Genomic DNA, 14,180 nt, shown 5'->3' on the forward strand with positions numbered 1-14,180 from the left:
CTCAGCTCAAGCGCTGACGCAGGATCAGGAGCGGACTTTCGGCGGCTCGACTTCCAGACGCTGGGCCGCGATGACGGCCTGGGTGCGCGAATGCACGCCCAGCTTGCGCAGAATCGCGGTCACGTGGGCCTTGATGGTGGCCTCGGACACATTCAGCTCATAGGCGATCTGCTTGTTGAGCAGACCTTCCGTCAGCATGTTGAGCACGCGGAACTGCTGCGGCGTCAGTGACGCGATCGCCTCGGCGAAGCGCGATTCATCCTCGGAAGACTCGCCCATGGCCTCGGCGATGTCCGTCGGCAGCCAGACCTCGCCTTCGAGGATCTCGCCGATGGCTTCGGCGATGACGTCGAGGCTGGCGGACTTGGGAATGAAGCCGGAGGCGCCATAATCGATGGCGCGGCGCACCACGTAGGGCTCCTCGCTACTGGACACGACCGCCACCGGGATGTCCGGTGTCTGGCCACGCAACTGGATCAGACCGGAGAAGCCGTGGGCTCCCGGCATGTGCAGGTCCAACAGGATCAGGTCGGCATCGGGATGGCGGGCAACGACTTCGTTGGTCGCTTCCATGCTGTCAGCCTCGACGATCTCTGCCTGAGAGGCGACTTGTCTAAGCGCCTGGGTCAGTGCGGCACGAAAGAGCGGGTGATCGTCTGCAACGATGAACTTCTGGGCAAAGGCCATTGAGTCTCCTCCAAAACCCCGATGGTGATCATCACCGACCTTCCTGGCCGGTCAACAATCGCCGTTATTTTCTGGCATGTTACCCCATAAAACGCGCGTTTAACAAAGCAGCCCACCATCGGAAGATGCACTGATGTTTCGCTCGGGGAACACGAGTATCGCACGGATTGATGCCCGGCGAGCGAACAATCCGTGCGCTGATTCTGACAGCATCCTGGGGATGGTGAGTCAGACAACCCTACCCGCAACGCGACTGGCATGCCAGCCGATCAATGCGACACCGGCAATCAGCACGAAGCCGATCAGACTGGCGATATCCGGCACCTCCCCCCAGATGGCCCAGCCCGCCAGTGCCGAAAACACGATGGTCAGATAGGAATAGATCGACACTTCCCCCGCCGGTGCGAGGCGATAGGCCGTGGTCATCAGAATCTGACCGCCGGCCGCAAAGACGCCGATGCCCAGCAAGGCCAGCGCCTGAGGGCCGCTCGGCATCACCGGATTCATCAACATCGGCACCAATGTCACCACACTGGAGACCAGCGAGAAATGCAGCACGATGGTCGCCGAGGCCTCGCGCCCTCTCATCGCACGGATGAGCGTATAGGCCGCCCCCGCCAGCATTGCCGAACCCAGCCCGACCATGGCGGGCAACAACGCCTCCACCCCACCCTCGGCAAATGCCAGTTGCGGCTTGATGACCAGCGCCGCGCCAGAGAAGGCGACCAGCATGCCGACCAGCCGCCAGCCGCCGAGACGCTCGGCCAGGAAGAGGCCGGCGAACAGGCTGACGAAGAACGGCGATAGCTTATTCAGAATAGTCGCATCTGCCAGCAGAAGATGATCGATGGCGTAGAAGAAGCTCATCACGCCGCCAAGCCCGATCAGTGACCGCGCCATCAACATCGGCTGGTGATGCCAGTGGCCCAGCAGACGCGCGCCCGCCATGCGCACCATTACCACCGCCACGCCGAGACTGACCAGGTTGCGCACGAAGACCTTCTCGAACAACGGCAGGTCGCCACTCAGCTTGACCATCGCCCCCATCAGCGCGAACGAGATCGCCGACAGGCACATCAGGATGACGGCGCGAGGACGATTCTCACCCTCATTGGACGACGACGCGGAAGGGGGACTGGCTGGCTGAGAGGCGGGGCAGGATGCATCCGACTTGCCTGCTGACATGGGGGCGGCCTTGATCTTGAATTGATTGGGGAAATGCGCAGCGAGGCGCAAACAGAGGGTGCGAGCAGAGTTCGCTGACACATGCGCTGCCACATCATTATCAAGCCAGTACCTCCTCGATGGCCAACCTTTCACGTCTCGCACTGCGCAAAAGCGCGGGCAATGAAAGTGAACCGATAGAGGAAAGTGATTCGATAGATGCCCACAGACAGACGCAAAAAAGCGCGGGAGCCAGGCTCCCGCGCTTTGCTGTCGCTGCGTGTCTTGTCAGGCCGCGACGACCGTCACTCGCCGCGTTCAGCGGTTGGCGCGCTGCTCGATCAGGTCATCCACCACTGACGGGTCCGCCAGTGTCGAGGTATCGCCGAGGCCGTCGGTCTCGTTGGCGGCGATCTTCCTGAGGATACGGCGCATGATCTTGCCGGAACGCGTCTTGGGCAGCCCCGGTGCCCACTGGATGACGTCCGGCGAGGCGATCGGGCCGATGTCCTTGCGCACCCACTGGGTCAGCGTCTTCTTGAGCTCATCACTGGCTTCGATGCCATCATTGAGCGTCACGTAGATGTAGATGCCCTGACCCTTGATGTCATGGGGATAGCCGACCACGGCGGCCTCGGCGACCGCCTCATGCGCCACCAGCGAGGACTCGATCTCGGCGGTGCCCATGCGGTGGCCAGAGACGTTGAGCACATCATCGACGCGCCCGGTGATCCAGTAGTAGCCATCCTCGTCGCGACGACAGCCGTCACCGGTGAAGTACATGCCGGCATAGGTGGAGAAGTAGGTCTGCACGTAGCGTTCGTGATTGCCCCAGATGGAACGCGCCTGCCCCGGCCAGCTGTCGAGAATCACCAGATTGCCTTCGGTCGCACCCTCGAGAATGTTGCCCTCGTTGTCGACCAGCGCCGGCTGCACACCGAAGAACGGCAGCGTGGCGGAACCCGGCTTGAGATCGGTCGCGCCCGGCAGCGGCGCGATCATGATGCCGCCGGTCTCGGTCTGCCACCAGGTGTCCACCAGCGGGCAATTGCCATTGCCGATCACGCGGTGGAACCACTCCCAGGCCTCGGGGTTGATCGGCTCTCCCACCGAGCCGAGCAGCCGCAGGCTCGTGCGCGAGCTTGAGTCCATCACGCTGTCACCGTGTGCCATCAGCGCACGCACGGCGGTCGGGGCGGTATAGAGAATGTTGACCTGGTGCTTGTCGACGATCTCGCCGATGCGCCCGTGGGTCGGATAGCTGGGCACACCCTCGAACATCAGCGTGGTCGCGCCATTGGCCAGCGGTCCATAGACGATGTAGCTGTGGCCGGTCACCCAGCCGACATCCGCCGTGCACCAGTAGATATCACCGTCGTGGTAATCGAACACGTAGCGGTGGGTCATCGCGGCATAGAGCAGGTAGCCGCCCGTGGTGTGCTTCAGGCCCTTGGGCGTGCCGGTGGAACCGGAGGTGTAGAGAATGAACAGCGGGTCTTCCGCGCCCATCGCCTCGGCCGGACAGTCACTGGACTGACGGTCTACCAGCTCATGGAACCAGGCATCGCGGCTGCCCCAGTTCACCTCACCGCCGGTACGCCGCACCACCAGCACGTGGTCGACACAGTCGGTGCCATCACGCTCCAGCGCCTCATCGACGTTTTCCTTGAGCGGTACGCGCTTGCCACCCCGCAGTGACTCATCGGCGGTGATCACGATGCGCGAGCTGGAATCGACGATACGTCCCGCCAGTGCGTCCGGCGAGAAGCCACCGAACACCACCGAATGCACGGCACCGATGCGCGTACAGGCCAGCATCGCCATCGCGGCTTCGGGAATCATCGGCATGTACAGCGTGACCACATCGCCCCGCTTGACTCCCAACTCCTTGAGGCCATTGGCAAACTGGCTGACACGCGCGTGCAGCTCGCGATAGGTGATCGACTGGGACTCGTTCGGGTCGTCCCCCTCCCAGATGATGGCGACCTGATCGCCACGTTCGGCGAGGTGGCGATCGAGGCAGTTGTGCGCCACGTTGAGCTTGCCATCCTCGAACCAGCGCACATCGACGTCACCGGGACCGAAGTTGGTATTGCGGATCACCGAGGGCGCATCGAACCAGTCCAGTGACTGGGCCTGCTCGGCCCAGAATGTCTCCGGTGCCTCGACGGACTGCTGATACATGGCCTGATAGCGCTCGCGGTCTGCCCAGGCGTGGGCGGCGGCATCGGGAGTGACCGGATGAACCTTGGCATGTTCGCTCATGTGGCGTGACCTCTGACGGATTGGCTGGCGACTCGCTGTCCCACGCGGCATGCGTGAAGCGCAGGCGAGCCGAGGCAAGTCCATTTCAGCTTAAACCCAAGCATGGGGGGGCCACACACTAGACCTTGGTAGATAAATTTTTACTAATTATTTCAACTGTTTATCAACAAATTACACCAAGGTCACAGCGACGTTCGGAGGACAGAAACCGCCTGAAAAGACACCTTCTGACACGACTCGCACTTTGCAATGACATGCTGGCGAGCGAAAAGCGCCTCAACGCGCAATCGACGCATTGCGCGCCGGGTCATTCAAGGGCCCGCTCAACTCCTGGCCACAGCGCCGACAGCGATAGCGATGTCCGCGCTGGGCATTGGCGTGGCGTCGCGAGCTGAAATGGTGCGCGGTATCGCAGCCACAGCCATAGGCCCAGGGCGTCGGGCTGGCAGTCGAGACATCCATGCGATGCGTCACCTCCGGCGGGACGCCGTAGAGATTGGTCATCACCTGCTGCCACTCGGGGCCATGGGGTTTGACGCGCGTCTTGCCGGCGCGCTCGACCACCTCCATCACCACCCAGTGAGCGACCTCGTGAGGGACGGTCTGACTGAGGAAGTGATGGCGATTCTCGCTGAGCAGTTGCCAATTGAAGCGCAGCCGCTGGCGCGCCGAATCCGCCGTGCCCGCCGTGCGCCCCTTGAGGCGGCAGGAGACTGACGGCATCCGCAGCTCTGGGAACAGGGCGCGCGCCCGTGCCAGACATGCCAGCACCTGCGCCTCCAGCGTCGCGTGCAGGGCAGGTGCCGTCAGCGCCTCGAGCGCGGCGGCATCGGCCAGCGGCAGCGGCGTGGCGGGGGCCTCCCCCAGGCAGGCCAGAGCATGGTCGGGCGGAAAGCGGTGACGACTGACGACACGACGAGTGGATGATGACATGACACGAAGACCAGACAGCAGAGCGAAGGAACGGATGAGCTGATGATGAGCGAGCGTACCACTCCTCGGGGCGTGAAATGATACACTAGCGCCATTCACGCCTGCCCGGTTCCCCTTGATTCACCCTGGTAGCCAGGCGGCACTGTTCGACTTCTCCCCTTATCGCACGCGAGACTCCCCCATGGCCGAGCCTGTCCAGACCCAGCCGCTGCTGGATGATGAATCCCTCGACATCCTCGACGAATTCCTCGAGTCCGACATCGTCGGCCCGGAAGCTCTCGATATCATCAGTGCGCATGGCTTCATGCTGGCACTGGCCATCGCGCCGCGCGAAGTGCCCTCCAGCCTGTGGCTGCCGGAACTCTTCCAGGGGCAGCCAAGCTATGAAAGCCCGCAGCAGGAAGCGGAAGTCGTCTCCCTGTTCGAGCAGATGCGCGCCAACGCCATCGATGCCCTAGAGCACGGCGTGCTGCCGGAACTGCTGTTCGAGCTGGAGCTGGGCGGTGCCGACCCGGTCGAGACGCCGATCGGAGACTGGTGTGCCGGCTTCATGGAAGGCGTGTTCATGGACGAGGAGGCCTGGTTCGGTACCCAGGAAGAGACTGCCGCCGAACTGCTGCTGCCATTCATGGCCATCTCTGGCGTCTTCGAGGATGAAGACCCGGAGATCGGTGAGCTGATCGCCGACCCGATCGGTGCCCAGCGCTTCGTCAACCAGCTGCCGGAACTGCTGCTGGATCTCTACCTGCTCTACCGTGTCCCGCCGGAGAGCCCCAAGCCGTCGCCGCGTCGCAAGGGGTCCGCCGCACCGGGTGCGGCCGGCATTCCGCGCAGCAAGCATGCCGGCAACAAGGGCAGTGGCAAGGGTGGCAACAAGAGCGGCGGCAAGGGCAGCGGCAAGAAGCGCTGAGCCTGCCATGGCGCTCTTAACGCCATGCAGCCTTGAAAACGACAACGCCGGGCGACCTCATGGGTCATCCGGCGTTGTCGTTTCACCAGGCCGTGTGCGCCTCTCAGCGTAGCCGCGTCACCAGGCTATCCAGGGTGCCATACCCCCACTCGCGACAGCGCTGCATCAGCGGCCGACGCTGCCAGGCGGCCTGGGTGATCTCGACGCTGTGAGCGAAATGATGCTCGAACAGCGTGGCGACGTCGGCGGCGAAGCGATGGTCCTGCACCTCCTGATTGGCCTCCAGATTCCACTGCAGGCTCCAATGATCGAAGTTGCACGATCCCAGCGTCACCCAGTCATCCGCCAGCGAGAACTTGGCGTGCAGAAAGCGTGGCTGGAATTCATGGATACGCACGCCCGCCTTGAGCAGCCCGGCATAGAAGCGCTGCCCCGCCGAGCGCACGCCCGGGTGATCATGATGCTGACCGGCGATCAGCAACCGGACATCGACACCCCGGCGCGCCGCGCGCTTGAGACGCCGCCGCATGCTGAAGGTCGGCACGAAGTATGGCGTGCAGACCCACAGCCGCTTGCGTGAGCTACTGGCCTGGTGCTGCAGGGAATGACGGATGGCCTGATAGCGGAAACCATGCCCCCAGACCACCCGCCCACGCATGCCCAGATAGCCCTCGACCCGGCCCGCACGCACATTGATGCTGCGTACCGCCAGCCGACTGCCATGGCCACGACTGGCCGCGGAGTCCCACACGCGTGCGAACAGGCGCACCCAGTCACTGATGCACGGCCCCTCGATGCGTATCGCGACTTCCGACCAGGCCTCGGCGAAGACATCCACCGCCCCGAAGCCGCCGGTAAAGCCCACCTCTCCATCGACCACCAAAAGCTTGCGATGGTCCCGTGTCAGGTTGCGCCCCAGTCGCCACCAGGAAAGCGGGTTGTAGATCCTGAGCTGGATATCCGCCTCGATCATGCGCTGACGGTCAGCCTCCTCAAGGCCCAGCGAGCCAAAGCCATCCAGCAGCACCAGCACCGTCACGCCGCGGCGGCGCGCACCACACAGAGCATCGATCAGTACACGACTGAGGTGGCCGCTCTCGGCCAGATACAGCTCCAGCAGGATGGAATGGCGCGCGGTTTCCACCGCCTCCAGCATGCTGGGCAGAAAACGCGCGCCTTCCGGCAGCAAGGTGAATCGATTGCCTGATCGCCACATTCCCAGCATGCCTTGCCTCCCGTCATTTCCCTGCACGGCACGATACCGATGACGATGCCCATGACGATGCACCGCCAGATGCTGGCACTGTGCGCTCTGTCATCACAGAGCCCTGCCACGGCGTCCGCGGATAGAATGCGTATAATGCTCAATATCATGCTCGCGCTGAGCGCTACCAGCCAGACCATGAAAACGTCGCCTTCAACCCTGATTCATCGACCCGATGCTTTATTCGTGAACGCCGACAGATTGTCGTTTCCGGTAGTCCGTCCTTGTCCACACCTGCGAGAGCCTCACCATGTCGCCAGTCACCTTAGTCCTGCGCCCGTTGCGCAATGTCAGTCGCCGTCTGCTGGACAAGTGGGTGGAAATGCGCGCGGTGGAGCCCGACATCAATGCGTTGGACCACAGCGCCTTGAACCTCGACCCGGCGCTGCCGGTGGTCTACGTCTTCCCATACCAGGCATTGTCCGACGAGCTGGTGGTCGAGCAGCTGTGCGAGGCACGCGGCCTGCCCTCTCCGACACTGTCTCTGAGCATAGGCGACCTGCGCCTGAGCCACTCTCGTCTCCGCCTGTTACGGCGCTCGCGCAGCGACAGGAGCCTGCTGTCACGTCGACTGGCCAAGTTGATCGCCGCGCTGGAAGACGCCCCGAGTGATGTCGAGGTGCAGCTGGTGCCGGTCAGCGTGTTCTGGGGGCGTGCACCGGGCAAGGAATTCGGCTTCTGGAAGTTCATCTCCGCCGATAGCTGGCGGGTGACGGGCGTGCTGCGCCGTGCCATCGCGATTCTGGTCCATGGGCGCTCGGTGGATGTGCATTTCGGCCAGCCGCTCAAGCTGCACGAAGCGCTCAGGGAAGGCCCACAGGACTCGGCGCTGGCGCATCGCCGCATCTCGCGCCTGTTGCGCGTGCACTTCCGTCGCGTGCGAACCCGCCTGCTGGGGCCGGACCTCTCCCACCGCCACACCATGATTCGCAACCTGCAGAAGGCACCCGCCGTGCAGGACGTGGTCAGCGAGCTGGCACGCGAGCAGAGTCAAGCGCCGGCGCGCCTGGAAAAGCGCGCCCTGCAGTATGGTCGCGAGATCGCCTCCAACATGGGCTATCCGGTGCAGCGCTTTCTGGCGCATGCCCTCAAGCGGCTGTGGCACAAGCTCTACGACGGCGTCGAGGTACGCGGCATGTCGCAGGTCAAGGCCATCGCCGGCGACTGCGAGCTGATCTACGTGCCCTGTCATCGCAGCCATATCGACTACCTGTTGCTGTCCTACGTGCTGTTCCACGAGGGCCTGATGACGCCCCACGTCGCCGCAGGCAAGAACCTCGACATGCCGATCATCGGCCCGATCCTGCGCCGTGGCGGCGCCTTCTTCCTGCGCAGAAGCTTCCGCAACAATCGTCTGTACGCCACCGTCTTCGACGAGTACGTGCACCAGCTGATCACCCGTGGCCATCCACTGGAGTACTTCATCGAGGGTGGCCGCTCACGCACCGGCCGCATGCTGCCCCCGCGCCCGGGCATGCTGGCGATGACCCTGCGCTCCTTCCTGCGTGATACACGCCGCGAAGTGGCCTTCGTGCCGGTCTATATCGGCTACGAGAAGGTCTTCGAGAGCCTGAGCTATCAGCGCGAGCTGTCGGGAGCCAGCAAGAAGAAGGAATCACCGCTGGACCTCATCCGCGTGCTCGGCCAGCTCAAGCAGCCTTTCGGCAAGGTCTACCTGAACATCGGCGAGCCGCTCAAGCTGGGCGAATGGCTGGATGACACCGCGCCGGACTGGAAGGCCAGCCGCCATCAGCGCCGCCCAGAATGGCTGACCCAGGCGGTGCCGCAACTGGGACATGAAATCGCCACGCGCATCAATGCCGCCGCGGCGCTCAACCCGGTCTCGCTGACGGCGCTGGTGCTACTGTCCACCGCCCACCACGCCATCGAGGCCAGCCTGCTGCAACGCCAGCTGGCGATGCTGGTGCGCCTCGCCGACAAGCTGCCGGGCCGCCATGACCACAGCCTGCCCGAGGGCACGCCGGACGAGTGGGTCGCCCACTGCGCGCATCTGGGGCTCGTCACCCTGCGCCCGCAGAGCCTTGGCGAGCTGGTGATCGCCACCCCAGAGCAGGCCAGCCTGCTGACCTGGTATCGCAACAATGTGTTGCACCTGCTGGCGCTGCCGGCGCTGATCGCCTTCGCCTTCCGCAATACGGCCCAGTACACCCTCGAGGCACTGGAAGATCAGATCAGCCCCGCCTGGCCGCTGCTGGTGCGCGAGCTGTTCGTCCCCGAGGCGCCTGAGCTGAAGGCGGATATCGCCGCCACGCTGACCCTGATGAGCGAGGAAGGCCTGCTGGAGCATCAAGCGGCGACTGGCGACACCCCGGAGCGCTGGTCACGTCCGGTGGCCAGTCAGGAGCCTTCCGAGCAGCTTCGCCTGCTGGCTCAGCCGGTACAACCGACGCTGGAACGCGGCTATCTGTTGATCGCCGCCCTGTTGCAGCACGGCAGTGGCACGCTGGACCGCGAGTCCCTCGAGAGCCATTCCGGCGCCCTGGCCGAACGCCTGACCCTGCTGTCGGGCCTCAATGCACCGGAGTTCTTCGACAAGCGTCTGTTCAGTGGTCTGCTCGATACCCTGCTGGAGCTGGAATTCATCTGGCTGGAGAGCGGCCAGCTATGCTTCGGCGAAGCGCTGGAAGACCTGCAGGTGCACGGCCGTGACCTGTTTGACCCCGCCCTGCGCCACCGCCTGCAGCATGTGCGACTGCGCGACAGCGAGGCCGAGAACGAGACCGAGAACGAGAGCGACGCCCCGGCGGAAGGCATGGTCGAGGAGCAGCATCCAGCCCTCGACGACAGCGAGACCGCTGACGAAACTGCATCAGCAGACCGCAAGGCATCCGACGCCACCCCTCAGCGCGAATGAGATGATGGGCCGAGGTCCCTGGAGCAAAAAAGCCCCCGCCGCGATCAGATCGCGAGCGGGGGCTTGTGCGTTTGGCGGAGGCAGTTACATCACTGACGCCATCGCCAAGCGTCAGTGCTATCAGCGCAGCGCCTGCTTCACATAGACGTCGTAGCGACTGGTCTTCTCCTCCACCACATGACTCGGCGCGAGCCCGCCGATCGGCTCGGCCTTGCGTGGCCGCTTGACCACCACACGATGCGTCGCGACCTCCAGCGCCGCCTCGAGCAGCGACGGGGCGTCCGCATCATCACCGGCCAAGGCGCGGAAGACACGCATCTCCTTCTTGACCAGTGCCGACTTGTCACGGTGCGGGTACATCGGGTCGAGATGCACCACCTGAGGCGGCTGGTCCCACTGCGTCACCAGCTCCCCGAGCTCCCGCGTGGCATCGCCGTGCAGCGCCTGCATGCGCAGCGCGATCTCGCGAATCTCGTCATCTGCGCAGCTCTGTGCCCGAGTCAGGCCATCGACCAGAATCGCCGCCGTGGCCGCCACGCGCTCGATCATCAATACCGGTGCCCCGAGACTCGCCAGCACGAAGGCATCACGCCCGAGTCCTGCGGTGGCATCGACGATGCTTGGCAGTGCGCCTCGATTCAGGCCACAGGCCCGTGCGATCAGCTGGTTGCGACCGCCGCCGAAACGACGGCGATGATCGGCGCGACCGGCGACGAAATCGACGTACAGCGGCTTGCCGTATTCGCGCTCGTCTCCGGCGATCACCAGGCGCGGTGCCCCCTGCTCGTCCAGCGCCACCTCAAGCTTGAGCGCCGGCATCTCGTCATCTTCCCGCAGCGCGATACCGAAATGTGCCGCCAGCATGGCGAGCTCCGGGCGCGCCTGCAGCCGTGAACGGGCAATGGCGATCACGGGAGCGGCATCGGCGGCTGCATCATGGGCAGCAAGGGAGTCTTCGGGTGGCAGCATGGATGGGCTCTACGAGAAACGGTGAAGATAAACGGGGAACGCAGGAAAAGGGAAACTCGCATGGCATGCGATCAGGCTGACAAACGCCGACGGCGCCGCAAGAGCGACGCCGTCAGGGGACAAGCTTACGTCATCGCGCGCATGGCTTACAGCAGCAACAGCATGCCGAACAGCATCATGCCCAGCAGCAGACGGTAGACGACGAAGGGCAACATGCCGATGCTGTCGATGGCCTTGAGGAACAGCTTGATGCACACCAGCGCGGAGATGAAGGACAGCACCACGCCGAGGGTGACATCGAACAACTGGGCTTCACTGCCGGTCTCGATCAGCTCCAGGCCCTTGAGCAGGCCGGCCGCGACGATCAGCGGAATCGACAGCAGGAAGGAGAAGCGCGCGGCGCTCTGTCGCTCGAAGCCCAGCAGCAGCGCGGCGGTGATGGTGATGCCCGAACGCGAGGTACCGGGGATCAGGGCCAGTGCCTGGAACAGGCCGATGATCAGCGCGCCCTTGAGCGTCAGCGTCGCCAGGTCACGCGTGCGTGCGCCCTTGACGTCCGCCCACCACAGCAGCAGACCGAAGACGATGGTGGTGGTACCGATCACCGCGATCGAGCGCCCGGCCGTTTCCACCACATCGCCCAGCAGGCCGCCGAAGATCACGGCCGGCAGCGTCGCCAGCAACACTGCCCAGCCCAGACGGCTGTCTTCGGTCTGGCGCGCCACCAGCGTGCCGCCGCCACTGAACTGGCCAAACCAGCCAGCGAGAATATTGGCGACATCCTTGCGGAAGGCCATCACCACGGCCAGCAAGGTACCGACGTGTACCGCAACATCAAATGCCAACCCCTGGTCCGGCCAGCCGAGCACCTGGGATGGCAGAATCAGGTGGGCGGAGGAGGAAATCGGCAGAAATTCCGTCAGACCTTGAATGACGGCCAACGCCACCACATGCATGAGTTCCATGAAACATCCTTTTAAGAGAGACGGGCCTCAATGGCCCACACGGACGACAGACATCGTCTGTGGCACTGCACGTGCCGTAGTGACAGAACAACGCTTTGCGTCAAGCCGCGCCGCGAGTGTCGGGCGCGACATGATGATGCGCGAACCTTATGTCAGCCTTGGCTGAACCCACGATGACGCAACGAGATGGCGATCCCTGGTGCCATCAGCGCCATGCCACCTCGTTGCGCAGATAGACCGGCTGGGCCTCGACCGCCGACACCGCTTCACCGCGCGCATACGCCTGGGCGGCCAGCATCACCATGGCCTCGGCATCCGGTTGCGGCTCGGGCAGTTGCAGTGCCAGGCTGGCACGCACGCTCTGGGGCAGCTCGTCGTGCATCACCAGCCCCGAGCCGACCGCCAGCCAGTCGTGTTCGCGCAGCGCCGCAGGCAGCTCCAGCAGGCCCGGAGCACAGACCTGCTCGGGTAGCACCTGCTCGACTGCGATCTCGCCGTCAGCGCGCGTCACGACGCGATAGGCGCCGGTGTAGAGCTCGCCCATGCGTGCATCCAGCATCGGCAGCACGAAACGCGCGTGATGCAGGCGGTGGGCCTGCAGTGACAGGGCCGCCAGCGTCGAGACGCCGATCACCGGCACATCGAGACCGAAGGCGAGTCCCTGGATGGTGCCGGCGGCGATGCGCAACCCGGTGAACGAGCCCGGTCCGTGGCCATAGGCCAGGGCATCGAGGTCATTGAGAGTCAGATCGGCGGCGGCCAGCAGCGTCTCGATCATCGGCATCATGCGCTGGGTGTGCTGACGGGGAGCCTCACAGCGCTCGGCAGTAACAACGCCGTCTTGCCACAGGGCAACGGAACAGGCGGAAGAGGATGCATCAATGGCCAGAAGCGTGGTCATGGGCGGTTCGTCGTCAGAAAAATGTGACGCGATTCTACCCGTCCCCCGCGGGCAGCAAAAGACGCAGGCTGTCCACGTCTGGTGTCGGCCGCGGGCGTCACTCCTGCTGCAACCCCCGCTCCATCGCCGTCAAGCGGCCTGCCGCAACGCCTCATTCCTGATTCGCGCCAGTATGCGAAGAACAAAAAAACGCCCGCAGACAATGTCTACGGGCGTTTCTCGTCAGGCGGCCGGCTTCACCAGCGCGTGCCGGTCTGTTCCAGCTGAGCCACCTGAGGCGTACCAGGCAATCAGTGCTCCAGCGCGCTGACCAGCTGGGCACGAATGTCGTCGACGGAGCCGACGCCTTCGATGCGGTGGTAGGCCGGTGCCTGGGCATCGCCAATGGCAGACCAGCTGGAGTAGTACTCGACCAGCGGTTCCGTCTGCTCGTGATAGACGGACAGACGATTGCGCACGGTGGCTTCGCGGTCGTCTTCACGCTGGATCAGGGCTTCGCCGGTGACGTCGTCCTTGCCTTCTTCGCGCGGCGGGTTGTACTCGATGTGGTAGACGCGACCGGAATCCGGGTGCACACGACGACCGGACAGACGCTTGACGATCTCTTCGTCAGCGACGGCGATCTCGACCACGTGGTCCAGCTTCACGCCCGCTTCCTTCATGGCGTCAGCCTGCGGAATGGTGCGCGGGAAGCCGTCAAAGAGGAAGCCATTCTCGCAATCGGGCTGGCTGATGCGCTCCTTGACCAGGGCGATGATGATCTCGTCGGACACCAGTCCGCCGGTATTCATGATCTCCTTGACCTTGAGTCCCAGCTCGCTGCCGGCCTTGACCGCGGCGCGCAGCATATCTCCGGTAGAGATCTGCGGGATGTTGAAACGCTCGCAGATGAACTGGGCCTGGGTGCCCTTGCCGGCGCCGGGGGCGCCCAACAGGATCAAACGCATCGGTACTGCTCCTTGAGTGTGCAAATGAAAAGCATCAAACGGGTGTAAAGGGTCATCTGGCGCTGGTGCACCTTGCCCTCGGCGGCAGATAGCCATCCAAGGCGCTCTGGTCGTCGACATGATCGAGGTGAAGCGGCGAAACTCGCGGCGTCGAGACGCTCGACTACCTCATGAGGGCCGAACGCATCGAGCGTATCGATGACCAGGATGAATATGGGCAGCGGATCAATGTATGCTGCGCGAAACGACGGCGCGCACGGATGATCTCATTATGTCATCGCCATGCAATGTAGAGCTGAC

Annotated in this window: 11 protein-coding genes; 2 read left to right on the forward strand and 9 right to left on the reverse strand. The window is 64.0% G+C overall.

The window, feature by feature from the left end; translation table 11 throughout:
- Window positions 1–24 precede the first annotated feature (24 nt).
- The 4 genes from AC5WNI_RS14400 to AC5WNI_RS14415 form a co-directional block, all read right to left on the reverse strand.
- Window positions 25–687, reverse strand: a complete 663-nt coding sequence (locus tag AC5WNI_RS14400; RefSeq protein ID WP_487885992.1) for a response regulator — start codon at window positions 685–687, stop codon at window positions 25–27.
- A 228-nt stretch (window positions 688–915) separates the two neighbouring features.
- A complete protein-coding gene (locus AC5WNI_RS14405; protein WP_254627045.1) occupies window positions 916–1,872 on the reverse strand; it encodes a DMT family transporter in 957 nt (318 codons plus the stop codon).
- Window positions 1,873–2,169: 297 nt separating this feature from the next.
- On the reverse strand, window positions 2,170–4,116 hold the full coding sequence (acs, locus tag AC5WNI_RS14410; protein WP_175089115.1) for an acetate--CoA ligase: 1,947 nt from the start codon (window positions 4,114–4,116) through the stop codon (window positions 2,170–2,172).
- 276 nt (window positions 4,117–4,392) lie between these two features.
- Window positions 4,393–5,049 carry a SprT family zinc-dependent metalloprotease gene (locus tag AC5WNI_RS14415; protein WP_175089114.1) on the reverse strand — a complete coding sequence of 219 codons (657 nt, stop codon included), beginning with the start codon at window positions 5,047–5,049 and terminating at the stop codon, window positions 4,393–4,395.
- A gap of 181 nt (window positions 5,050–5,230) precedes the next feature.
- Here AC5WNI_RS14415 and AC5WNI_RS14420 point away from each other — a divergent pair, with 181 nt between their 5' ends.
- The gene (locus AC5WNI_RS14420; protein WP_175089113.1) at window positions 5,231–5,959 is read left to right on the forward strand and encodes a YecA/YgfB family protein; all 729 of its coding nucleotides are present in this window, start codon (window positions 5,231–5,233) and stop codon (window positions 5,957–5,959) included.
- Window positions 5,960–6,062: 103 nt separating this feature from the next.
- Here the strand turns inward: AC5WNI_RS14420 and AC5WNI_RS14425 are convergent, their stop codons facing one another.
- Complete coding sequence (locus tag AC5WNI_RS14425) at window positions 6,063–7,184, reverse strand: phospholipase D-like domain-containing protein (RefSeq protein WP_175089112.1); 1,122 nt, start codon at window positions 7,182–7,184, stop codon at window positions 6,063–6,065.
- Between the two features lie 289 nt (window positions 7,185–7,473).
- On the opposite strand from AC5WNI_RS14425, the gene plsB reads away from it, so the two are divergent.
- Window positions 7,474–10,098: a glycerol-3-phosphate 1-O-acyltransferase PlsB gene (plsB, locus tag AC5WNI_RS14430; RefSeq protein ID WP_175089111.1), complete on the forward strand. Its 2,625-nt coding sequence runs from the start codon at window positions 7,474–7,476 to the stop codon at window positions 10,096–10,098.
- A 120-nt stretch (window positions 10,099–10,218) separates the two neighbouring features.
- Here plsB and AC5WNI_RS14435 read toward each other — a convergent pair whose 3' ends face one another.
- The 4 genes from AC5WNI_RS14435 to adk form a co-directional block, all read right to left on the reverse strand.
- The gene (locus tag AC5WNI_RS14435) at window positions 10,219–10,917 is read right to left on the reverse strand and encodes a class I SAM-dependent methyltransferase (RefSeq protein ID WP_254627053.1); all 699 of its coding nucleotides are present in this window, start codon (window positions 10,915–10,917) and stop codon (window positions 10,219–10,221) included.
- Window positions 10,918–11,213: 296 nt separating this feature from the next.
- Window positions 11,214–12,032, reverse strand: a complete 819-nt coding sequence (locus AC5WNI_RS14440) for an undecaprenyl-diphosphate phosphatase (RefSeq protein WP_175089110.1) — start codon at window positions 12,030–12,032, stop codon at window positions 11,214–11,216.
- A gap of 205 nt (window positions 12,033–12,237) precedes the next feature.
- Window positions 12,238–12,933 (reverse strand): tRNA (adenosine(37)-N6)-threonylcarbamoyltransferase complex dimerization subunit type 1 TsaB, encoded by a 696-nt coding sequence (gene tsaB, locus AC5WNI_RS14445; RefSeq protein ID WP_175089109.1) that lies wholly within the window; start codon window positions 12,931–12,933, stop codon window positions 12,238–12,240.
- 290 nt (window positions 12,934–13,223) lie between these two features.
- Entirely contained in the window at window positions 13,224–13,880 is a 657-nt protein-coding gene (gene adk, locus AC5WNI_RS14450; protein WP_175089108.1) for an adenylate kinase, read from the reverse strand.
- Between the last annotated feature and the right edge of the window lie 300 nt (window positions 13,881–14,180).

It is taken from the genome of Cobetia sp. PDI-12MA (genome assembly GCF_059507695.1).

Coding starts and splice junctions, on each gene's coding strand:
- AC5WNI_RS14400 (WP_487885992.1), bottom strand. CDS start 687: ATGGCCTTTGCCCAGAAGTTCATCGTTGCAGACGATCACCCGCTCTTT.
- AC5WNI_RS14405 (WP_254627045.1), bottom strand. CDS start 1,872: ATGTCAGCAGGCAAGTCGGATGCATCCTGCCCCGCCTCTCAGCCAGCC.
- acs (WP_175089115.1), bottom strand. CDS start 4,116: ATGAGCGAACATGCCAAGGTTCATCCGGTCACTCCCGATGCCGCCGCC.
- AC5WNI_RS14415 (WP_175089114.1), bottom strand. CDS start 5,049: ATGTCATCATCCACTCGTCGTGTCGTCAGTCGTCACCGCTTTCCGCCC.
- AC5WNI_RS14420 (WP_175089113.1), top strand. CDS start 5,231: ATGGCCGAGCCTGTCCAGACCCAGCCGCTGCTGGATGATGAATCCCTC.
- AC5WNI_RS14425 (WP_175089112.1), bottom strand. CDS start 7,184: ATGCTGGGAATGTGGCGATCAGGCAATCGATTCACCTTGCTGCCGGAA.
- plsB (WP_175089111.1), top strand. CDS start 7,474: ATGTCGCCAGTCACCTTAGTCCTGCGCCCGTTGCGCAATGTCAGTCGC.
- AC5WNI_RS14435 (WP_254627053.1), bottom strand. CDS start 10,917: ATGCCGGCGCTCAAGCTTGAGGTGGCGCTGGACGAGCAGGGGGCACCG.
- AC5WNI_RS14440 (WP_175089110.1), bottom strand. CDS start 12,032: ATGGAACTCATGCATGTGGTGGCGTTGGCCGTCATTCAAGGTCTGACG.
- tsaB (WP_175089109.1), bottom strand. CDS start 12,933: ATGACCACGCTTCTGGCCATTGATGCATCCTCTTCCGCCTGTTCCGTT.
- adk (WP_175089108.1), bottom strand. CDS start 13,880: ATGCGTTTGATCCTGTTGGGCGCCCCCGGCGCCGGCAAGGGCACCCAG.